At 58.0% G+C, this 20369-nt stretch carries 17 protein-coding genes and 7 pseudogenes; 15 read left to right on the top strand and 9 right to left on the bottom strand.

What is annotated here, in order from left to right:
* Positions 1-127: 127 nt before the first annotated feature.
* Positions 128-373 (bottom strand): annotated as a pseudogene (locus VSR82_RS38190) (hypothetical protein); the annotation flags it as partial.
* 559 nt (positions 374-932) lie between these two features.
* Between VSR82_RS38190 and VSR82_RS38185 the strand changes: the two are divergent.
* The 7 genes from VSR82_RS38185 (at position 933) to VSR82_RS38155 (ending at position 9616) form a co-directional block, all read left to right on the top strand.
* Entirely contained in the window at positions 933-1907 is a 975-nt protein-coding gene (locus tag VSR82_RS38185; protein WP_498858751.1) for a sulfotransferase family protein, read from the top strand.
* Positions 1904-3229, top strand: a complete 1326-nt coding sequence (locus VSR82_RS38180) for an MFS transporter (RefSeq protein ID WP_498858750.1) — start codon at positions 1904-1906, stop codon at positions 3227-3229. The genes VSR82_RS38185 and VSR82_RS38180 overlap by 4 nt, the downstream gene beginning before the upstream one ends.
* Before the next feature lie 145 nt (positions 3230-3374).
* A complete protein-coding gene (locus VSR82_RS38175) occupies positions 3375-4685 on the top strand; it encodes a condensation domain-containing protein (protein WP_498858749.1) in 1311 nt (436 codons plus the stop codon).
* The gene (locus tag VSR82_RS38170) at positions 4673-6169 is read left to right on the top strand and encodes a GMC oxidoreductase (RefSeq protein ID WP_498858748.1); all 1497 of its coding nucleotides are present in this window, start codon (positions 4673-4675) and stop codon (positions 6167-6169) included. The genes VSR82_RS38175 and VSR82_RS38170 overlap by 13 nt, the downstream gene beginning before the upstream one ends.
* Before the next feature lie 13 nt (positions 6170-6182).
* A complete protein-coding gene (locus VSR82_RS38165; protein ID WP_498858747.1) occupies positions 6183-7430 on the top strand; it encodes an aminotransferase class III-fold pyridoxal phosphate-dependent enzyme in 1248 nt (415 codons plus the stop codon).
* A 37-nt stretch (positions 7431-7467) separates the two neighbouring features.
* Positions 7468-8136 (top strand): HAD-IA family hydrolase, encoded by a 669-nt coding sequence (locus tag VSR82_RS38160; RefSeq protein ID WP_498858746.1) that lies wholly within the window; start codon positions 7468-7470, stop codon positions 8134-8136.
* 37 nt (positions 8137-8173) lie between these two features.
* Complete coding sequence (locus tag VSR82_RS38155) at positions 8174-9616, top strand: glycosyltransferase (protein WP_498858745.1); 1443 nt, start codon at positions 8174-8176, stop codon at positions 9614-9616.
* Positions 9617-9662: 46 nt separating this feature from the next.
* Here VSR82_RS38155 and VSR82_RS38150 read toward each other — a convergent pair whose 3' ends face one another.
* Positions 9663-10310 carry an IS4 family transposase gene (locus VSR82_RS38150; RefSeq protein WP_498858744.1) on the bottom strand — a complete coding sequence of 216 codons (648 nt, stop codon included), beginning with the start codon at positions 10308-10310 and terminating at the stop codon, positions 9663-9665.
* 616 nt (positions 10311-10926) lie between these two features.
* Positions 10927-11034, bottom strand: a pseudogene (locus tag VSR82_RS38145) (transposase DNA-binding-containing protein); the annotation flags it as partial.
* Positions 11035-11483: 449 nt separating this feature from the next.
* Here VSR82_RS38145 and VSR82_RS38140 point away from each other — a divergent pair.
* Together VSR82_RS38140 and VSR82_RS38135 are read left to right on the top strand one after the other, a co-directional pair.
* Positions 11484-14091, top strand: a pseudogene (locus VSR82_RS38140) (Tn3 family transposase); the annotation flags it as partial.
* Positions 14087-14788: pseudogene (locus VSR82_RS38135) on the top strand (IS110 family RNA-guided transposase); the annotation flags it as partial. The pseudogenes VSR82_RS38140 and VSR82_RS38135, both read left to right, overlap by 5 nt.
* Positions 14789-15301: 513 nt before the next feature.
* On the opposite strand, the gene VSR82_RS38130 reads toward VSR82_RS38135, so the two are convergent.
* Both VSR82_RS38130 and VSR82_RS38125 read right to left on the bottom strand, forming a co-directional pair.
* Complete coding sequence (locus tag VSR82_RS38130) at positions 15302-15640, bottom strand: type II toxin-antitoxin system RelE/ParE family toxin (RefSeq protein ID WP_018435919.1); 339 nt, start codon at positions 15638-15640, stop codon at positions 15302-15304.
* On the bottom strand, positions 15640-15924 hold the full coding sequence (locus VSR82_RS38125; RefSeq protein ID WP_410853081.1) for a type II toxin-antitoxin system Phd/YefM family antitoxin: 285 nt from the start codon (positions 15922-15924) through the stop codon (positions 15640-15642). Before VSR82_RS38125 ends, VSR82_RS38130 begins: the two co-directional genes overlap by 1 nt.
* Positions 15925-16365: 441 nt before the next feature.
* Here VSR82_RS38125 and relB point away from each other — a divergent pair, with 441 nt between their 5' ends.
* The 3 genes from relB to VSR82_RS38110 are packed head-to-tail and all read left to right on the top strand — an operon-like array spanning position 16366 to position 16840.
* On the top strand, positions 16366-16551 hold the full coding sequence (gene relB / locus VSR82_RS38120) for a type II toxin-antitoxin system RelB family antitoxin (protein ID WP_129964392.1): 186 nt from the start codon (positions 16366-16368) through the stop codon (positions 16549-16551).
* Entirely contained in the window at positions 16551-16784 is a 234-nt protein-coding gene (locus VSR82_RS38115; protein ID WP_498858743.1) for a type II toxin-antitoxin system RelE/ParE family toxin, read from the top strand. The genes relB and VSR82_RS38115 overlap by 1 nt, the downstream gene beginning before the upstream one ends.
* Positions 16751-16840: a hypothetical protein gene (locus VSR82_RS38110; protein WP_498858752.1), complete on the top strand. Its 90-nt coding sequence runs from the start codon at positions 16751-16753 to the stop codon at positions 16838-16840. The genes VSR82_RS38115 and VSR82_RS38110 overlap by 34 nt, the downstream gene beginning before the upstream one ends.
* Here the strand turns inward: VSR82_RS38110 and VSR82_RS38105 are convergent.
* The 3 genes from VSR82_RS38105 to VSR82_RS38095 are packed head-to-tail and all read right to left on the bottom strand — an operon-like array spanning position 16837 to position 18031.
* A complete protein-coding gene (locus VSR82_RS38105; RefSeq protein WP_410853079.1) occupies positions 16837-17103 on the bottom strand; it encodes a hypothetical protein in 267 nt (88 codons plus the stop codon). The two genes, VSR82_RS38110 and VSR82_RS38105, sit on opposite strands and share 4 nt — an antisense overlap.
* Before the next feature lie 8 nt (positions 17104-17111).
* Positions 17112-17516, bottom strand: coding sequence for a hypothetical protein (locus VSR82_RS38100; RefSeq protein ID WP_410853078.1), 405 nt, complete (start codon positions 17514-17516; stop codon positions 17112-17114).
* Positions 17516-18031, bottom strand: a complete 516-nt coding sequence (locus VSR82_RS38095) for a hypothetical protein (RefSeq protein WP_410853077.1) — start codon at positions 18029-18031, stop codon at positions 17516-17518. Before VSR82_RS38095 ends, VSR82_RS38100 begins: the two co-directional genes overlap by 1 nt.
* A 180-nt stretch (positions 18032-18211) precedes the next feature.
* On the opposite strand from VSR82_RS38095, the gene VSR82_RS38090 reads away from it, so the two are divergent.
* From VSR82_RS38090 to VSR82_RS38080, 3 genes and pseudogenes are all read left to right on the top strand, one after another.
* A complete protein-coding gene (locus tag VSR82_RS38090) occupies positions 18212-18856 on the top strand; it encodes a hypothetical protein (RefSeq protein WP_410853076.1) in 645 nt (214 codons plus the stop codon).
* Positions 18857-19130: 274 nt separating this feature from the next.
* Positions 19131-19630 (top strand): annotated as a pseudogene (locus tag VSR82_RS38085) (DUF4158 domain-containing protein); the annotation flags it as partial.
* 195 nt (positions 19631-19825) lie between these two features.
* Positions 19826-20131, top strand: a pseudogene (locus VSR82_RS38080) (DDE-type integrase/transposase/recombinase); the annotation flags it as partial.
* 109 nt (positions 20132-20240) lie between these two features.
* Here VSR82_RS38080 and VSR82_RS38075 read toward each other — a convergent pair.
* Positions 20241-20369, bottom strand: a pseudogene (locus VSR82_RS38075) (IS5/IS1182 family transposase); the annotation flags it as partial.

The raw sequence follows: 20369 nt of genomic DNA, 5'->3' as shown, positions 1-20369 counted from the left end.
GAAAACGCGGTTGCCAAACCGGGCAAAAAACCGCATTCTTGAGCCCGTTCGAATCTGCGCTTTACCCCCGTTTCTGCTGGCTCCATTACGCCGCCCATCCCCGGCTCGATTACGCCGCCCCGTGACACTTGGTGAGCTCACGGCCCCAGTAGTGCGACGAGGCGCACGCTTCCATGCCGATTACACACGGTTCGAGCGTAGCAAAATACCGAAGTACATTCGCGCGTCTTAGCTGTTTGCGTACAACGATTTCGCCTTGCGAATTCACTGCGTGAACCTGCATCACGCTCTTGGCCAGATCCAGTCCAGCAGTCGCTATATTCGTGATGAACGCTCCTTTGCCGTGGACGTCACGACTTCTCCACTTTGGCATAAACCCCTCGCTCGGTAGCGGGAGTCGTCCATCACATCAGAGCCCACCAAATCCGGTCCGGTTCAAAACCTCAAAAAATCGGCGGTATTAGAGAATCACGCGGACATCAAAAAAACATTTTATATCAATGTGATAGGCGATCGGTGGCATGATGGTCGCAATCCATAGGGTCTGCAGCTTGGATCTTGCTTGTGTGCACACAGTGGGTTTTCGGGATTAGGTAAGGGGCAAAAGATCAGCGCTCTGAAAACTAGTTGGAAGGATCTTCCCTGGAGGATCAGGCACTTTGTCCAGGTTTGTCAAAGTAGTCGCGCTGGCGTGGTCACGCCGCCGGCCGGCGTAAATGTAAATGCTTCAGCGGTAGTTTGACTAGGAAAGCGGTAGGGATGAATGCTCTTGCCGTCGGAGTACTTCCGATGGAATCGGATTCGAGAATCTACGCAGCAAACCGAATGTTGATTGTTTACAGCGGCATGCGCCCCTGTGTTTTCGTGTGAAGCCTCAACGTGTTCGCGTGCCGAATCTATTCAATAACGTCCACCCCTGCAGAGGAGATGTCATGCCCGGTTTCGCCATTCCGTGTGTGTCCGATTGCCCTCCTGTCACCCTGCCCTCTAATCCTGTCCTGCTCGGCGGCGAGAATCGTTCCGGCACCACTCTACTCAGCGTTCTTCTCGACTCGCACTGCGATTTGGTCGTTGGCCCAGAACTTGACTTCACCGAACCGGTCGACCTCGGTCCGCATATCCTCGCTGTGTGCGACATGATCGACGTCCGCGACTCACGGCTCGCCGGTGCGACGAAGGACACCGTTGACCCCGACTGGTACGACGGCGCGCATTTCGTTTTGCAATGCGAACGTTTCGGTCTCGAGCGCGACGATTTGCGGAACTTGGTGGTGGACTTGATGACCAAACGTGGAACCGATCTGTCGGCTCTGGAAGACCGTTGTCGGCTCATCGACTCCATTGGCGAATTCCGACGCAAACAGATGGGAGCCCGACGATGGGGCATGAAGCTTCAGCGCAGGATACTGGACGTCGGCACTTACGCAGCGATCTGGCCTCGGGCCCATTTCATTCACATGATTCGCGACGGCCGCGATCTGGCCGCGTCCCACTTGAAGACAGTCCCCGAATGGGGCTACCGGACTGTCGCGCAGGCTGCACACGGCTGGTTGGATGTCGTCACCCGGCCCCGCCAGGCTGCGCCTGACGGCCGCTATCTGGAGGCGCGGTACGAGGATCTGGTCACGCGCCCCCGCGAAACCATCAAACGAATGCTGGGCTACCTTCACCTGCAGTGGGACGAGGCGGTCCTGAACCACGCGGCGCACGAACACGCGCTGTTCAACAGACCTTGGGGGCATCCCGCCGCGCAGGCCGCAAGCAAGCCTCTCCACACCGGGCGCCATGGACGGTATTTGCACGACCTCACGCCGGGAGAAATTGCCGAGTTTGAGCGGATCGCGGGTAAAGAGCTGATACACCTGGGCTACGACCTGTCGATGCCGCGTTCAGGAAGCGCGAGATGATAGCGGCGCACAATGCGCCCCGGCACCGCCTGCCCTGTAGCTTTTATCTGCTTCTCGCTGGCCAGACGGTCTCCCTTCTCGGCTCACAAGTGACGTTTCTTGCCCTTCCGCTGACTGCGATCGAGCTTCACAACGCAAGCCCGTTCGAGACCGGGATATTGCTCGCCTGCGGACGAGCGCCCTACCTGCTACTAGGGCTGCTCGCCGGGGTCCTCACCGACCGGTTCTCGCATCGGATGCTGCTAATGACGGCGAACACGACGATAGCACTCACCTTGGCCTCCGTACCGCTGGCCGCCTCCTTGGTCGGCCACGTAAGCACGCGTCATCTGTATATGGTCGCCACCGTGGCAGGCACGGCCACGGTGATCGCGGATGTTGCCTTTCTTGCTTGCGTACCAACCGTTGTGCGGCTGCCGCAACTGGTACAAGCTCAAAGCAGACTAGAGCTGGGACAGTCGGCGGCACTGATAATCGGCCTGCCACTCGCGGGCTGGCTGATCTCTACCTTCTCCGCTGCGATCGCGATACTCGCCGATGTCGCGTCGTTCGTCCTTGTGACGATGCTGCTCCCTTGGGTATCAATGAGGCCGGTGAGGAGCACGTTGCTCGGCGCGGACCGCCGAGGCGTCGCGGTCGACGGGAGCATCATCAGTCGTATCCTGTCGGAAGCTACAAAGGGCGCACTGCTTGTGCTGCGTACTTCCCGGCTGCGCGCAATTACCTTTGCGACGGGCACGCTTATCTTTTTCTACAGCGCCTACTCGGCTGTCTTTCTCCCGTACCTGACCAAGGACTTGAGACTGACGGCCACCGCGATTGGCACCGTCATGGGCATCGCGGCCCTGGGATCCGCCGTCGGCGCGTTGCTCGCCCGTCTGGCTGCGCGGGCACTGGGACTCGGCCGAGTGCTGGTTGCGGCTCTCTGCACCAGCGCCGTCGGCGCGGCGCTCGCACCCATGTGTCCGGCGCCGGGTTGGCTGGCAATCGGGTTATCGCAGTTCCTGTTGTGGACCGGTCAACAGATGTACAACGTCCATCAGGTGCCCATCCGCTTCATGCTAGCACCACCTGAGTTGCATGGGCGTGCGAACGCAACCATTCGCACCATAGTATGGGGCCTCGCTTCCTTCGGCGCCCTGCTGGGCGGCTCCTGTGGAACGTTGCTGGGTTCCCGGGCAACGCTCCTGTTCAGCGGTGCTCTAATAGCGATGTCCTCTGGGTGGATTTTGACGTCTCCTCTGCGAACAGTGCGGACACCCCAGCTCCAGGAGGGACATGCCGAGCCGACTTTCGTAGCCGAAGCTCCTCCTCGCAGGTAACGCAAGACATATCATCATGTTCACTGATATACCTTCACTCAGTTTGTCTCCGGGCCATCTCATCGTCTGGCGAGCCAGCGCCCCGCACATGCCGGAAGCACCATGGACGGCCGACTCGCGGCGACCATCCCATGCTCAGGAGGCCTTGATCAGGTACGCACTTGACACAGCAGGTGAAGGCCCCCTGCCGCCGTCCTGGTTGGGGTGTGCTTTCGATCTGCCCGCTGGACTTGATGCAGATGCCTTCGCTGCGGCATTGCGCAACTGGACAGATCGCCACGAAACGCTCCGCAGTCAGCTGATGTTTTCCGCTCGCTCCACACCCGACAGTCGTCTACTCCGCGTGACGCTGCCGCCCGGCACCGTGACTTTCTACCCCAGTGAGGCGACGAACTTCCGCGACAGCCGAAAGCTGGCGCAGTATATCGAAAATCTGTTCGACCGCGAAATTGGCCCACTCGGCTGGCCCGGATATATCTGCGCCACCATCAGCAACGCTGACGCGACCACCGTATGCGTCGTCGCCGATCACACCCTGATCGACGGGTACTCCATTCTCGGGATCCCACATGAGATCCACACCCTGTACGCTGCAGCACTCGCCAGCTCCGACAGCAAACCCGCTCCCCCCCTACCCCCTACGGCCAGCTACCTTGATTTTGCGGAGACTGAACGGAATGCAGCCGATGCACTGACCATCGACCACGAATCCGTCATCAGCTGGCAACAGTTCGTCACCAAGGTTGGCGGCCACCTGCCAGTTTTCCCTGAACCAGTTAGCGCTCAGAGTGGCAACCCCACCACCGCGCAGCCGGGAGGACACGCCGAACTTCTCGACGCGTCCTCCGCGCGCACCTTTGATCAGGTCTGTCGCGCAGCAGGCGGTGCCACATTCTCCGGACTGCTTAGCTGCCTTGCGAAGGTCGGCCACGAAATCACCGGCTCGGGTGAATTTCGCACGATGGTCCCGTTCCACACGCAAACAGGTCCCTGGAGATCCTCCATCGGATGGTTCGTCGGTATGGGCCCGGTCGCCTTCTCTCTGAGCGCAACCAGCTCCTTTGCCGAGACGGTCCGTTCGGCAGTCGCAGGCCTCAACGGAGTCAAGGAACTGGCCCAAATACCCCTTCCCCGGGTAGCGGAACTCCTTGGCCAGCCCCTTCGTGATCCCTTCATGATTTCGTATATGGATCTTCGCCGTGCCCCCGGCGCGCGCAACTGGAACACTTGGCGAGCCGTCGCGCTTCGTAGTCGCTGCACCGATCCGGATGAGGTGTGCCTTTGGGTCTGGCGCAACTACGATGGCCTGTTCGTCAGCTATCGCCACCCGGCCACCGACCTCGCAGGCATCGCGGTACCGCGCTATGTCGCCCGAACGAAGCAGCTCCTGGCCGTCGTCGCGGACACCTCCTGCTGGCTCGCCAACCCGCATTCAAAAGAAGAGTGTTGCTCGTGACAGAGATCAGACACATTGCAGCGACCTCTTGCGACTACACAAAGTTCGACGCGGTTATCGTCGGCTCTGGGCCCTCCGGATCGATCGTCGCCCGAACACTTGCAGAGAAAGGATATCGCGTGGCAGTGCTGGAATATGGAGGCCTGGTTTCCCCTGGCGCCTTGTACGGGCCGCATCAGGCGGCCTACAGCAAGGCACTCACTTCGTCCGGCCGACCCGCTGACGGCAACCCCTGGACGGCGTGTTGCGTGGGCGGCGGGATGCAGTTCTACAACGCGATCACGCTCAGATACCGGCAGGCAGATCTTTCGGCCTCTCAATATCTGACGACCGACCTGGAGATTGATTGGCCCGTCGCACTCCGGGATCTCGAACCCCACTACTCGGAGATCGAGCACTTGTTGGAGATCACTGGGGCGAATGGATTTCCGACATATCCAGTCAGCCCTCGTGGGGTAATGTTATCCACTGCAATGCATGAACTCGGTATAAAACCGCGCCATATCCCTCTGGCAATCCGGCCACCAGGGACTTGCATGGGGTGCACCCTGTGTTCAGCTTGCGATGAACTGGTATGCCCTACGGATGCCAAAGCATCTGTGCTCGCACGAAGCATTCTGGATGACTCTGCCCTGACCGGATCGATCTCGGTTCTGTATGGCTGCTTCGTCAACCGGATCGAGCTTCGGAACGACGGTCAAGCTGAAGCTCTTGAGTGCTACGTGCCACTATCATCTGAGCGGATCCGGATTTCAGTCGAAAGGGTCATCGTCTGCGCAAACGCGATACAGACGGCGGCACTGATGCTCCGGTCAAAAAGTGAGCATGCCCCCAAGGGGATAGGCAACGAATCCGGCCTCGTCGGGCGGGGCCTCTCATTCAAGATTAGCGGCTACTCTGTCGGGTACATGGAGCGACCGGATCACGGCTCCAGTGCTCTGGCTTCTCACTGGGGCCCCCATGCGACCGTCTATACCGACGAGTTCTACGAGCACTGTGACGTACCACACAAATTCGGCGGTCTCATCTATGAAGCGAATTTACCCACGCCGGAGGAAAACGTCGGTCTTTTGCGCCTGCACTATATGGCCGGTGAAGAACCGTGGTCGCACAATCGCGTAGTGCTTGACAGGGCCATTGACCGATACGGGGTCCAGTATATTCGTTTCGAATACAAAAGCTCGGCAAACGACCGTGCACGAATTGGCTTTCTCGCTGATCGCGCGGATGACATTCTGCGACACATTGGAGCGCTACGCATCAAGCGCGAGCCGCTTGCACACTCAAAAGGCAGTTCCCACCTGCACGGCACGATGCGCGCCGGACAGGATCCCACCACTTCAGTTGTGGACCGCCTTGGCAGTGTTCACGGGTTCTCGAACATCCACGTCATGGATGGCTCCGTGATGAATTTCGCGGGAAACAGCAATCCGACACACACGATCATGGCCAACGCGAGACGAATGGCCCTTTCACTCGAGTAAAGGGGAACTCAAGATGCTTAATCCTGAAGTGACCGGACATCTCGCCGAATGGGAACGCGAAACCAGATCGTCAATCATTTTCCGCTCCGCCAATGGCGCGGTGGCGGAAGATATCAACGGCAAGATGTATCTGGATATGACATCCTGTAGCGGGGCTTCGCCTCTCGGCAGCAATGACACAGTATTCAACGCAAGGCTCGCACGGGCAATGGAGAAGGAAACCGACATTCTTCCATCGCCGGTGAGTCTGCAACGCCTGAGGCTGGTCGGAAAAATCTCGAAGATGTTCCCTGAGACGCCGAGAGTGTTTTTTCTGAGGACGGGGTCCTGCGCAACGGAAGCGGCGGTTCGGATCGCCCGGTATCGAACTGGCCGGCCGGTCCTCCTGACGGCTGGCTTCCATGGATGGCACGACCTCTTTCAGCAGCCCCCTTGGTCGGACAATCCACCCGCTAGGGACCACCACATCCAGGATTTCCGATATGACCTCGATCTCCTTGAGCAGCAACTGGTCATGAACAGGGGGCGAGTCGCGGGCATTTTCTTCACACCTGAACCTTCGATCTTTCCCGCTGCATTGCTTCATGAAATCTCCAGACTGGCAAAGCTGCATGGAGCACTGCTGATCGTCGATGAAGTCCTTTGCGGGCTCCGTTATGCTTCGGGTGGCTACTGCCAAAAACACGGTGTAAAAGCCGACCTCATTACCTTGGCCAAGGGAATCGCGCAAGGCATCGGCCTTTCCGCAGTTGTCGGCACCGACGAGGCCATGACGGGGGCCGACACCGCATATCTTGGCCATACCTATCTGCGCGAGAACCGGGCCTTCGTGGCCGGCAACCTGACACAGGAAATATTTGAAGAAGCGGGCATTGTGGCCCGTCTCGCCGAAAGTGGTTCCGCACTCAAGAGGTTATTCCAGACCGCATTCGAGCGTAGCAAAATACCTGCTCGCGTTCTGGGAAGCGACAGCATGTTCGATATCGTTCTGCCGTCTGAAAAACATGGAAAAGCGTTCGCACAAAAGTGTCTGCAGCATGGCATCTATGTCGGATACCCGGCAACATACATGAGCAATGCTTCTATGAATGAGGCCTTTTTCGAGGCGTTGGAACCAGCACTGGATCTGGCACTCGCAGACTATTGCAGGGCCGAAGATATGACGACACCGTTCACCGATGCTTCGATGGTCGAATACTGCATGGAGGCATTCCGCACGACAGAAAAGGCATGTCTGTCGAACAAGCATTATTGGGCGTGATACTAGAGGGCGAAGTCTAGGAAAGACGCGACAAAAATTGCAATCACCAACTTTTTCTATTGTTTCGATTCCTACTCATATTGCCATGAACGAAATCGATCTCAACGATTACGATCACTTTGCCTTCGACCTGGACGGTGTCCTTGTGGATTCAGCGGCTGTAGTTGAAAACGCTCTCCGTCGATGGGCAGGGGAGGAACGGCTCTCTCCGGAGTGTGTGTTGCGGATGTCTGCCGCGCGCCGGGATATAGAACTAGTTGCGTCAATCTCTCCCGGGCTCTCGCCGGAACGAGAAGCGGCCCGCATCGCAGACTATGAGGTCCAGGTGATGGATCTGCTCCGACCAATCGCAGGCGCCGCCGAGTTCTATAGCTCGCTCACCGCTGGGAGGCGATCTATCGTCACCTCTTCGTCACGGGTCTCGGCTCTTGCCCGCCTCAAGGCGGCCGGAATCTCCCGCCCAAGAATCATGATTGCCGCTGAGGACGTAAGGCAGGGAAAGCCGAATCCGGAACCCTATCAAGTGCTGTTGCGGACGTTGCAGATTGCCCCGGAACGGTGCTTGGTTTTTGAGGACTCCAGAGCCGGAATTGAAGCGGCAACCACTGCTGGTTGCGACTGCGTAGGCGTCGGACCTAATGCCAGCGGCCACCCCGACATCAGGGGCTGGATTGAGGATTTTCGCGAGATGACCTTTCTAATCTGACGCCGGCCTCCGCTTTCCGGGCCGAAAGGACGACAAGATGAAAATATCAACGGAATACCGCACACCACTGTTTGATGAGGTGTTGATACGCGGCTCTGTCCTTGAGCACTACGTTGCACAGCAGGCAGACTATGAGGGACGTGTCAATGAACTGTTGCGTTCGTCGGGCACAATGCGCGACAGGGTCGGTGATCGTTGCATCTGGCAAGTCAATTCCACCGCGTTTGGTGGTGGCGTCGCCGAAATGCTTCCACACCATATATGCCTCCTCCGGGAACTTGGTTTCGATGTTCGCTGGCTCACTTTTAAACCGAACAAGGAGCAGTTTTTCCAGTTCACCAAAGGCGTTCACAATTCTCTTCATAATACCGCAGTAGCCGGTCTCGATGACCTGTTGCCGCACTATCTCGATGTTTCGAGGCAGGGTGCAGCGGAACTGGAAGCAATCATCGGACCTAATGACCTACTGGTCATCCATGACCCACAGCCACTTTGTGCTGCTTCGCAATTCCTGGATTCTCATCCGCACCCAGCCATCTGGCGATGCCACATCGGCTATCCAGAACGCACCCCGACGGTCGACAGGATATGGGCACTTCTCGGGGAATACCTCGGCCCATTCCAGCGTATTGTCCTGAGCGACAGCGAATACGTCTTCGATACACCTCAACCGATTGATATCATCCAGCCATCGATCAGTCCGTTCTCCGCCAAGAATCGCAACTATGAAGGGCCGGCAGACCAGAAGCTGGAAAATTCAGTTTCGTTTAATGGCCGCAAATCGGGACCTACGCCATCGCTTCAGCAAATCCTCGGTTGGCGGTATTTTCTGCACGTTTCCAGATGGGATAGCCTCAAAGGCATCGACCGGATCATCACCGCTTTTATCCGTTTTGTGCGTGCGGCATCCGACGAGGAAAATACGATACGCCTCGTGATAGCAGGACCCGACCCTCTGGATGTCGCTGACGATCCGGAAGGACGGACGTATTTCGAGAAGTGCCTGGCACTACGTGACCAGTTGCCAACGGAAGTACAGCAACATTTGTATCTGGCCTGCATCTCGATGAAGGACAACGACGCAAATGCAGAGATTGTCGGCCGACTTCAACAGAATGCTCATGGCATATTTCAATTGTCTCGCGAAGAGGGTTTCGGGCTGACGACGACGGAGGCTCTGTTCCGGGGTAGACCCGCCGTAGTGTCGTCCGCTTTTGGTCTGAAAAGGCAAGTCGTAAATGGGCTGAATGGAATTGTCCTAGAGGAACCGGACATCGAGGCCAAAGCGGCAGAGGTGATGCGTCGGCTTGCGACCAACTATAGTGATTACGAGGGGATGGCGAGAAGAGCGCGCGAGAACTGCCTGCACTTCGGCACGCAAATCTCGCAAATTCCAAAGTGGTATGACTCGATTCGTTCGGCCCTATCTAGTTTTGAAGAGCACACGGGGCCTCAGCGCGCAAATGCAACTGAGGCGTGAGTTGATGCCCACCTTGCAATTACCCACTTCTTTTTAGCGCAAGCTCCTAGCCGATCTGAATCTCTGTCAGACGTCGGATCCCGCGCCACATTACGGTATTGCCCGGCGGAGGGTCGTTGGCGCGCGCAAGGTAACCCCCGAGCTGAGCGAGCCTGATAACGTTGCGCACGAGCGGCGGAGCTTGCGCGTTGTGGGGCGTATCGTGAACGATGTGTTCAAGCAGTTCGATTTCGGTGTGCGTGAACGCGAGTTCGGCGCCGGCCTGCGGCGCCGATCGGCCGAGCATGGTAATCCAGAATATGCGCCAGCTCAGAATGCAGAAGATTGCGATCAGATTCGTTAGCCGCTCGGCTGTACGAAGCCGGGACTCCTCGGCTTTGCAGCCCGATTTCAGGATTTTGTGGAAGGTCTCGATCTTCCAGCGCATTGCGTACCAGTCGAGCTTTTCGATTGCCTCTGCACGAGAGCGGACCGGCAGGTTGGTGATCAGCTTCCATTCGATGCGGGCACGCCCGGGCGGCGGATCGCGTTCCTGTGCGTGCAGGACTGTTAGCTGTGGCGCACGGTAAGGGTTCTGCTTGCCGATGGGCGGCAGAACGGTCATAGGCTGGTAGCGCAGTTCGAGCGTCGCGGTCATCGGACGGCCTTTCGCGTCGCGAAGCTCGACGCGGCGGAGCCCCTTGACCTGAACCATGCTGCATGGCTTTGGAGATCGTGTGCTGACCGTCTCCCGCGAGCCTGTCAACGCAGGCACGCACAAGGAAGTGGGTGCAAAGATCGTATGCGGTGCAAAACAGCTCGTAAATGTCGCTTTCCCGATCGCCGATGTGAATGCAACGCACAGGATCGTCGAGAAGCTCGGTCGACTGGCGCATATTCTCCAGCCATCGCCAGCTTTCCTTTTCCTCAATCGGTACGCGCGTGGGATTGATATGGCGCTTGAGCTCCGAAGCCCTCTTGAACCGCTTTCTCGTCCAGAACTTCACCGCCGCCAGGCCAAGTGGCAATCCATCGGCAGTAACAGCAAGACTCGAATGCATCAGGATGTCGCATTGCGTGAGCGGTCGTCGCGGGCCCATGCCATTCTTCCCTGTGCGCAGGCTCGTCTTGCCCGTGTAGCCGATGAGTTCGGGACGCTCGCGCTGGTACGAGAATGCGGTCGTGTCCTGCAGGATAAGCACTGGTCCATCGGTGGCCTTCACACGTTCGGCGCTGGCCTGGAAATGCCCGCTCAGGATATCGTGTTCGCTGACGCGGTCGTTCGACAGAAACCTGTACGCGGCCTTGGTAGAAGCCCAGTCCTGACATGCGAACGGAATAGTCTGCCCCATGCCGTCCCAGAGCTTTTCCAGCAGCGTTGCGAAGCGACGGCGCAACCGTGTGTCCTGGAATTCGCTTCCCTGGACTCCAAGATTCATCCACGACCGATCATCCGCCCGTCGCTTGCCGGCCATCTCGCTTACACATGGAACGTGACGTATGCCAGGTTACCAGGTTTCGCGGCAAAGATATGGGTAATTGCAAGGAATGCCCACACGCTTACGACAACCTCACAGGGATAGAGAAAAATGCATGGATCCCTGATGACGCAGACAGCGAACACCTCATGCTGATTGAGACCTTCATCTGTTTTGTCTCTGCCCAAGAGCATGAAAGCCACGACCGTTCCGCAGGCGAGGCGAAACGGTTCGAGCGCTTGATGAACTCGGGGTATCCGTCCTTTTCGTGCTTGTATGGCGGTTTCTCCACAGAGCCTTTATTTATATGGCTGCCGTCGGCCCTGGCTCTTGTCAGGAGGTCCCAACAGTATCTGCGATAGCATATCTGCGCGCGATTACGGATCGCGCGCCGTAGTCGGGAGGCGCAGATGCCAGATCTTGGAGTTTGCTATGTGGGACAAGATCGCTTGCCCGCCCGACTGTCGGAATTCGACGTGGAGCGCTACTTCGCGTTGACTGACAGCGACGTTGCCGCGGTCAAAGAGCGTTTTCGGCGCGGTCAACGTGCCGGCGTTGCGATCCAGTTGGTCTTTCTGCGTGCCAGTGGTCACACTCTCGATCATGTCGGCACACTGCCGCGCCAGTTATTGCGGCATGCCGGCGAGCGGCTCAGCCTGCCCACCCCGACGATCGCCTACCTCCGCACGCTCTATCAACGCTATAAGACACTGTACGAGCATCAACTCTGGACCTGCGAATATCTCGGCATCACTTCCACCGGACCGAAGCACTGGACGGAACTGGAAGCGTGGATGCGACAGGACGCCGCCGAAGCGCTCGCGCTCGACGAACTGCTTCACCACGCCCATTGCTGGCTGTATGAGCGCCGCATTCTGACACCCGCAGAGCGGAAGCTGCGCGATTCCGGCCGTTCGATCTGGTCGAACGTTGAACACAGTCTGCGAGCACTTATCGAGGCAACGGTCACGGAAACGCAGTTGATGCACGCCGATGCTGTCCTCTCCGCGCAGCACGGGAGCTCCGGCATGAGAGTCCTCGAATGGCTCAACGGCGCGACACAACCCCATAACGCTCACCGAAACTCTCGCAAAGGTTCGCTTCCTCAAGGAACTCGGCGCGCATACGTGGCTACTCGACGCCGTGCCAATTGAAAAGCAGCGTGCATACGCAGCGCATCCAGGCTCGCCGTCCTGCAAGGTCCGCGAACTCAAGGCATCGACCCGCACCATCGAGCTGATCTTCTTCCTGCGCGTCACGCTGCTCGAGCTGACGGACGCGCTACTCTACCAAACAGGGCGCCGCGTATCCGACCTCGTCCGGCAGGCTTACGACCGCACGACGGTCCGACAGGCACGCTCTGCTATCGAATACCGGCAGCAACTGGTCGCGATAAGGACGCTGGTTCACGATAGCGAGCGTGCGACGCAAGAGCGTCTCGACGATAGGGACAAGCTGCTTGAGCACCTCGTAGACAGGCCCCCGGCAAGTCACGCCGCCAGCGTACGTGAAACGCTCACCGACGATCACCACCGCATCCGGAATCTGCTGGCGCCGTTACGGGAGCTCGGCTTCGTGGAACGCGACGCGGAACCCAGTCTGCGACAGCTCGATCTTGTCGGCACGCTGCACGACAGTGGCGCGGCCGAATTGCCGCCCGACTGTAATGTGCCGGTCAGTTGCGCATGGCACGATCTCGTCCAGGGTGACGATCGGGCGCGCGCGTTGCGGGCACTTGAGGCCTAGGCAATCACAGGTCTGCACAAGGGGCTGCGCCGTGGGTGGGTCTGGATCAACCACAGCCTGTCGTTCCAAGAACGCGACCAGTTGCTGATTCCACCCACGCAATGGGAAAGCGAACGTGACCTCTACTTGGCATCGCTCGGATTGCCGGGAACCGCGGAGCCGTTTCTCGAACGGTTGAGGGAACGACTCAAGGCAGGCCTGGCCGCGCTCGAGGAGGCACGCGAGGCAGGCCGCGTGTCATTGGCACGGACGGCGCAATTCACCTGTCGGCGATCGAAGCGTTGTCGACCGATGACATACCGAAACACGCACGCGATCTGATATTCAGCGAGATCGGCAACGCGCCGTTCGCCGACATGATTATGGAGATGGACGCTCACACTCGCTTCAGTGGAGTGCTCCGGTCACGCAAGGGCGCGCGATACGAACGAACTCGTCTCGCTGTCCGCCGCGTTGATCGCCCACGGCACAGAACTGGACGTGAGCAGCGTCGCCGCCATGATCCCGCAACTGGACGCGGCGCACATTTCAACGGCAATGCGCTTCCTTGAAATGCCCGGTCGGCTGCCGCGTGCAAACGACCGCGTGGTTGAATTCCAGCGCACGCATCCGATTACTGAACTCTGGGGTAACGGAAGGCGGGCATCGAGCAACCCCATGAGTCTGGACACGTCACCGCACCTGTTTTATGCGCGGGTCGATCCGCGACGTCGCACCCACGCGGTAGGCATGTACACGCACGTGCTGGATCAGCACGGCAATGTCTATAACCAGCCCATCGTGCTGAACGAACGCCAGGCTGGCGTGGCGATCGAGGGCGTGATCCGTCACAACGAGAACCATGACGACGGTGGACTGCTGCGTCTTTCAGTAGACACGCACGGATACACGAACGTAGGGATGGCGGTGTCGAAGCTGCTCGGTTTTGATCTCTGCCCGCGTTTGCGCAACCTCTCGGAACGCAAACTGTATCTGCCGAGAGCCATGGCAGCGCCCGAGGGGCTGACAGCGGTCGTCGCCCATGAGATCTCCATCAAGGCGATTCGTGACGGCTGGAAGGAACTGCTGCGCCCAGTTGCATCAATTCATGCGGGGCGCGTGAGCGCAATGGTCGCCGTGCAGCGGTTCGGAAGCCTGGCGCAGGGCGACCCGGTGTACCGGCCAGCCGACCACCTCGGTAGGTTACTGCGCACGCTTTTCCTGTGCGACTACTTCAGCAACATTGAATTCCGGCGTGAAATGCATACGCTGCTCAATCGCGGTGAATCGGTATGTTGCGCCGTTCGTCAAGACAAACAAGAACGACCGCAATGATGCGGAGGCGATCGTCGAGGCTGCCAGCCGGCCCACGATGCGCTTGGTGACGATCAAATCTGTCGAGCAGCAGGATATCCAGGCAGCACATCGCATGCGCGCAATTCTGCTGCGTCATCGTACCGCGCTGATCAACCAGATACGTGGCCTGCTCGGCGAACGGGGGCTGGCTATTGCGCGCTCACCGGAAGCCTTCAGGCGCGCGATACCGGAATTGCTGCGCACGAGCGCAGATGAACTGACCTCCTTTTGCCAGACTCTGCTCACCGAACTTCTGCAGCACATGCGCGCCATAGAGGAACGTGTTCATCTCATCGAGGCATCCATCCAGACGTTCATGAAGAAATCCGCGCTCTGCAGGAAGATCGCCGAGATCCCTGGTATTGGCCCGATTACCGCCACGGCCGTTGTCGCCGCGGTCGGCGATGCCAGGCAGTTTCGCAACGGCCGGCATCTGTCCGCCTGGCTCGGCCTCGTGCCTCGACAGTATTCGTCTGGCGGCAAGCCTCGCCTGCACGGCATCAGCCGACGCGGCGACACATACCTGCGGACCTTGCTCATTCATGGTGCTCGGGCTGTTCTGCGCTATGCACCGAAAAAAACGGATCCTCAGAGCATCTGGCTTCAAGAGCTGATGGCTCGACGCGGGCATAACTCGGATACATGCATGCAGACCGTTTCGACATCACGAAAAAGAGGCTTGCAAAAGGCGTCGGGTCCATACAAGCACGAAAAGGACGAACACCCCGATTTCGGCGCTTGCCACCGCGGATCGCTTCGTAGGGAAGCGGTCGGGTGAACGTATGCACACGGTCGTGCACGCAGCGGAAGTTGAAAAACGCCCACTAATCCATGGAAGACGCACGACCTTCGTTGAGCGTTTCGACAAGACGCGCCCGGTGTCGCACCAGATTCGCTATGTGCTTTTCGCTCGACCGCAGACGCTCGCGATGCAACGCCTTAGTGTCGGGACATGCAGCCGTGCCTTCGATCAGGAGCATGCAGTCGGGAAACGAGCGGATAGCATTAAATACCGAGGCGTTTTCTTGCGGGAATGCTCTGCAGCGCCGCATAAGCGGCCTCGCTCAGAGATCGAAAGTTGAAGCAGTGTGCGCCGGAGTATCAACGCGGCGCTGCGGCATGAACGCAAAGATGCGGTCGGTGCCCATTACATCAAGCGAAGCGCGATTCTCTGAAGAAGGGAGGGCAGGTCGCGTCGCACGTCCACCACGAGATGAATGAAAATAGTATCGTCGCGGACCTGATAAATGATCCGATTCTTGCCAGAAAGGGCCTGCCGGAAACCGTCCTCGAAAAAGCCCTCGAGTTCGGTAGGCGTATGGCCGCTAGCGGGAAACTGCCGAACCTGCGTGATCGTTTCCTGCAGTTGCGCCGATGTCTGACGCCATGTTTCCCATCCGAATGTGCGGACGACATAGCTTCTGAGTTCGTCCATGCCGATCCGCGCGGTCGGGAGGATGCGGTATTTCAGCAGCGGTGCCACCATCAGCGGAGCTTTTCCTGACGATCGAGCTCATTGAGTTCCGCAAAGAACTCATCGCCATCGACGTGATCCCCGCGTTCGATCTGTTTCTGGCCGACAGCCAGGATTTTCAGGAGCGCAAGGGTCTGCTGCGTCGATTCATAGGTTCGCACATCCTGAACGACGAGCTTCGCTTCGCCGTTCTGCGTGATGATGAGCGGCTCCCCCGACTCAGTCAGGTCTTTGACAATTTGCGCCGCTTCACTTTTGAGGTAACTGATTGGCTTGACATGATCGCCGAGATGCATCCAAGGCTCCGGGAGATATACAAGTAAGACCGAATTTAAACCATTAATGGTCCGACCGCAAGCTTGCCCTTGGCGCGCAGTCGGGCAAGGTAATAGGCCTAGTTAAGCTTAGCATTATGAATTAATAAAATACGTAATTATCGATAATAATAAACAATTATGTCAACTATGGTCGATTGTGCAACGGACGTCGATAGGGTCAAACGTGGCCGGCGTTTGGGTGAACACTGACAGCAAACACGTGAATCAACTGGGTGACTGGGAAAGGGCTTTCGAGGAAGCCGGAATGCAGGCAGACTTCACGGACGGGATGCTTAGCTCGCTTCAGCCCCGAGCTAACTGGATCGGCGAGAAATAGCCCGCGACCAGCATGCAATCGGTAAGCCCTGACTAAAACGGGACAGAACACACCCTCACACAAACTCCATTATACTGAATCACATGAACACACCACTAACTTCCGCTGAATCGCAGTTCGCGACCGAAGAGGAAGCGCAAGCGCACGACCGTTGGTTCCGCGCCAAGGTCGAGGAAGCGCTCGCCGATCCGCGTCCGACTGTACCGCACGACGAGGCAGTCGCGCGCATCCGGCGCGCCATTGATCAAGCTAAAGGCCGCGCGGCCTGATGCTGCCGATCCACTGGACTGAAAAAGCGATCGAAGAACTTGAGGAACGGATGGCGTTCATCGCTCTCCGTAGTCCACGCGCAGCTGAACAGCTCCTCGATCAGGTTATCGACGCCGTGGTCCCGGCGTCCGAACACCCCTACATTTTCCGAGCCGGCCGCGTGCCGGGTACCGGGAGATCGTTGCCCACCCCAACTATATCGTCGTCTACCGTGTCGCAGCTGACGCGGTAATCGTCGTACAGGTTCTCCACGCCCGCGAGCAGCATCCGCTTGTCAAGCCTCGCTAAATGGTCCGACTGTTTGAAGAGATATAGCGTCCGTTTTGATTGCGCTCGACGCGCGTCATCTCATCTCGGCCAGTCAAAAAATCGCTGCACCTTTTACGCCGTTCGATGGCATCGCGACCAAAAATCTCGGAGCGATGATGCAGTGACGCTCCAATCAGGCTTCGTTCAAAATATTCTTCGAACTGAGTCGCAGCCCGAATCTGGGCCGGTTGGTTCGTCGGACCGATCGAGCGCACCAGGTCGGTACCCTGCGGGGAGATCATCGCAAGCTCTATTTTTCGCCAAGCGATTTCAGGAACGCATTGAACTGCGATTCTTCTGCGTATCCCGACAACAGGACGCCGAAGGCCGCAAGATTCGCTGGCCGCAGAAGCTCACGGTACTTGGAGACGATTGCCTCAGCCCGTTCCAGCACGCCATCAACGCCGCCCGCCCATTTAGCCCAGTGCCGCAGTTGGACGTGCGAGAGCTGATCGATGTCTAGTCGCGAAAAAGCCTTAAGATTTTCATCTAAGTCAAACACAAGCATTTCCCGAAGGTCATTTTCGGGGTTTAAGGCGTCAAGATAGCCGACGTGACCGGCGCTTTCTTCGAGATAGCGAGGACGATTGAGACGACGACCGATCGCAGCCTCCGCACGGGCAATCTCAGCGTCCGTCGCTTCGCGTTGTGTCATCACTTCGGATACGCCAGTTTTCGACATTTGAATGACGCGGCGAACAACGACGTCTGGACAGCCGTGGTTATGATTGGGCAGAGCACGCGAGCGCTTGTAAAGCAAGTCTGCTCCCGGGTTGCTTCCCTCCCCTTTGCGGATTCGAGCAACGTCACCGAAACGGTATCGATCCGGAAAGCAAAACTCCAGAGGCGCTCCCGATTCTCCTTGGCAGCTATATCCTTGTCGAACTGCCAGGACATGTCTTCGAAATCAACACCAAAGTAACGCGCTCCGCAGTCCTTCCCAATGTTCGTTACGCGTGCGTCCTTCGTCGCTACGAGATAACCGCGGCCGTGCTTCGTACGGCAGTTTGACAGGCCGCAGGCAATGTAGTCGGGAAAGACATAGCTGCCAATGATCGCCGCCAACTCATGAGCGGCAGGATCGAGTTGGCCGTCGAAATCGGGACGCGCCTGAATATCCTCCCAACTCCCGACCCGAATCAGTTCCTTGTCGCCGTTTAGTGTAATCATCGTGCACCGGTGGGCTCTCAAGTGATTAGTCGTCTTCAGCGCATTATATGGCGAGCGCCCGCCGCCGACGGCTGATAGCAGAGGTCGCGGCGTTGAGTATCCTGATGGCGGTCCGGTCCAATGCGCGTTGACCAAATGCGAACGTAAAATCAAAGTCCGTTCATTTCACCAGATAACTTCATGCCGACAGAGTGGACCTCCTTCGTTCCAAACGTTATTACGGCAGTCTCAGGCCTTGCAGGCGTGGCGCTAGGCGGCTTTCTGACTTCCAACCGGGAACTCTCTCGCGACGCTGCCAGTAACGAGAAGGCAGCCAACTACCTCGCGATACTAGTTGTGGCCCATCTGGATCGCTTTATCGATGGCTGCGTGAATGTCGTGGGGGACGACGGTACATCGTATGGCCAACCTGCGGGCGAAGGCGGCGTTCATGAGCCAACCGTAGACCGGCCGAAATTTGATCCACTCGCTATCGACGTCGACTGGAAATCTCTGCCTGCCGATCTGATGTATCCGATACTCAACCTCCCCTATCAGATTGAAACCCTCGAGCATCGCATCAGCAACGTCTCGGAGTTCGACAATCCTCCTGACCATGCGGATACCTTTTGGGCCCGCCAACATGACTATGCGCTGCTCGGCTTGGAGATATCGTCACTGGCAACACGCCTTCGCAACCACGCAAACCTGCCGGCGTTGCCACGCCTCCAGTCCGGCTTGGACCGCGACAGATACCTTAGCGAACAGAAACACCAGTTGGAAGAGAAGCGCTCTCGATACGAAGCCGCCTTGCAGAAAGCGAATGCAGATCTGGACGACCTCTAGCCCGTTCCGCTGCCAGAGATCGACGATCAAAAAAGCCAGTCACGGCATGGTGACTGGCTGTTCGCTTAGGCGCCCATAGATGGCGTCTCAGGTTCGGCGTCGTCGATGTCCAATGCAAGGCTTTCATCACCCCACGGGCCTTCGTCCACTTCCGTGTCGTTGGCCACATCGTTGATCAGGTCATCCGGATACTTCCCGCCGAACTCGTTCTGCAGTTCTTCGTTCAGGTCGACGCTCGTATCCGCGCTTCCCCAAGGTCTTTTCGGCTGCCGAATTGCAAGCCTGCTATACGCCGGACGTCGAAGAGCCGGAGTGGGTGCGTCGCAACGCGCGTGGCCAGTCTTCGCGATTGGGGCTGCTGGTCCTGCTGAAGGTTTTCCAGCAGCTGCACTACTTTCCGTTCCTCGATGTCGTTCCCGACGCCGTAGTCCAGCACATCCGGACGAGCGCGGACTTCGGTTCAGATGTTGAATTTGGCTACGACAGGGCCAGGTCATCCTCGTTATTTCGTCACTACGCGGCGATCCGGGAGTTCTTGGTATCCAGTCCTATTACGGTACGGATGCCAACGAAATCGCGGTGCGTGCAGCGCACGAGGCCGCGGAGATGTTGGACCAGCCGGTGGACATCATCAATGCCACCATCGACAGCCTGATCCAGCAGCAGGTCGAACTGCCGGCATTCTCGACGCTGGATTTGATTGTGGAACAGGTTCATGCGCGAACCCAAACGGCACTGTTCCGGCGCGTCTCGCGTCGCCTGACCGACGATGAGGTTCAACGTTGCAAGTTCAGCCTTCAGTTCCAGATACCTCGACATGCGTCTGTTCCAGTTTTCCGTTTTCCGTTGTGTCCGTTGCGCTGTCCAGTCGTTCCCACTGCCGCGGTGGCGGCAGTGCTGGCGCACATGGACCGAATCAGAAGCTGGACGGCTCCACCGGGTCGGAATCCCGAGCCCATCCGAGCGATTGGTACGACAGAGACCGTGACCATCGACAAAAGCGGTTCCAATCTGGCCGCACTGGATGCGGTAAATGCCGATCGCGAGACGCCGACCAAGGTCCGCCAGATCAAGTACCTGAACAACATTGTCGAACAGAACCATCGGGCTATCAAACGCCGGACCCGGCCGATGCTGGGATTCAAGAACTTCCACCGTCCGAGGGTCATTCTCGGCGGCATCGAGGTAATGCACATGATCAGGAAAGGACAGGTGAAATGTGCGGGCAAAGACCTGTCGTCTACTTCCCAGCAGTTTTACTCCCTTGTGTCATAAGCAATAGTTACCATATCGACATTTCTCGTCCCGACACCCTTACTGCAACAGAACCGACCGTCTTCCCTCAAGGACCTGGACGGACGCCTAACTAGGCTTAGAAACGGTTTCATAAAGACTGCTGGGCACGCTTGAGCGTGTTCCAGCAGATCAAGGAACAACCGAGTTTGAGAAACGCCTCATGAATGTCGGCTCGACGTTCAAAACGGATGCGAAGACGGCGGAAATGATGCAACCA

It is taken from the genome of Burkholderia sp. JPY481 (assembly GCF_038900515.1).
Classification (GTDB): domain Bacteria; phylum Pseudomonadota; class Gammaproteobacteria; order Burkholderiales; family Burkholderiaceae; genus Paraburkholderia; species Paraburkholderia youngii.
The sequence above is the reverse complement of the archived record's forward strand: the minus strand, read 5'-3'. Positions and strand labels throughout refer to the sequence as shown.

What these genes read in the sequence shown, in the direction of transcription:
- VSR82_RS38125 (WP_410853081.1), bottom strand. Translation starts at nt 15,924, where the DNA reads ATGCATCTCGGCGATCATGTCAAGCCAATCAGTTACCTCAAAAGTGAA.
- VSR82_RS38155 (WP_498858745.1), top strand. Translation starts at nt 8,174, where the DNA reads ATGAAAATATCAACGGAATACCGCACACCACTGTTTGATGAGGTGTTG.
- VSR82_RS38150 (WP_498858744.1), bottom strand. Translation starts at nt 10,310, where the DNA reads ATGGTTCAGGTCAAGGGGCTCCGCCGCGTCGAGCTTCGCGACGCGAAA.
- VSR82_RS38185 (WP_498858751.1), top strand. Translation starts at nt 933, where the DNA reads ATGCCCGGTTTCGCCATTCCGTGTGTGTCCGATTGCCCTCCTGTCACC.
- VSR82_RS38130 (WP_018435919.1), bottom strand. Translation starts at nt 15,640, where the DNA reads ATGGTGGCACCGCTGCTGAAATACCGCATCCTCCCGACCGCGCGGATC.
- VSR82_RS38090 (WP_410853076.1), top strand. Translation starts at nt 18,212, where the DNA reads ATGCCGACAGAGTGGACCTCCTTCGTTCCAAACGTTATTACGGCAGTC.
- VSR82_RS38095 (WP_410853077.1), bottom strand. Translation starts at nt 18,031, where the DNA reads ATGATTACACTAAACGGCGACAAGGAACTGATTCGGGTCGGGAGTTGG.
- VSR82_RS38100 (WP_410853078.1), bottom strand. Translation starts at nt 17,516, where the DNA reads ATGACACAACGCGAAGCGACGGACGCTGAGATTGCCCGTGCGGAGGCT.
- VSR82_RS38115 (WP_498858743.1), top strand. Translation starts at nt 16,551, where the DNA reads ATGCTGCCGATCCACTGGACTGAAAAAGCGATCGAAGAACTTGAGGAA.
- VSR82_RS38165 (WP_498858747.1), top strand. Translation starts at nt 6,183, where the DNA reads ATGCTTAATCCTGAAGTGACCGGACATCTCGCCGAATGGGAACGCGAA.
- relB (WP_129964392.1), top strand. Translation starts at nt 16,366, where the DNA reads ATGAACACACCACTAACTTCCGCTGAATCGCAGTTCGCGACCGAAGAG.
- VSR82_RS38180 (WP_498858750.1), top strand. Translation starts at nt 1,904, where the DNA reads ATGATAGCGGCGCACAATGCGCCCCGGCACCGCCTGCCCTGTAGCTTT.
- VSR82_RS38105 (WP_410853079.1), bottom strand. Translation starts at nt 17,103, where the DNA reads ATGATCTCCCCGCAGGGTACCGACCTGGTGCGCTCGATCGGTCCGACG.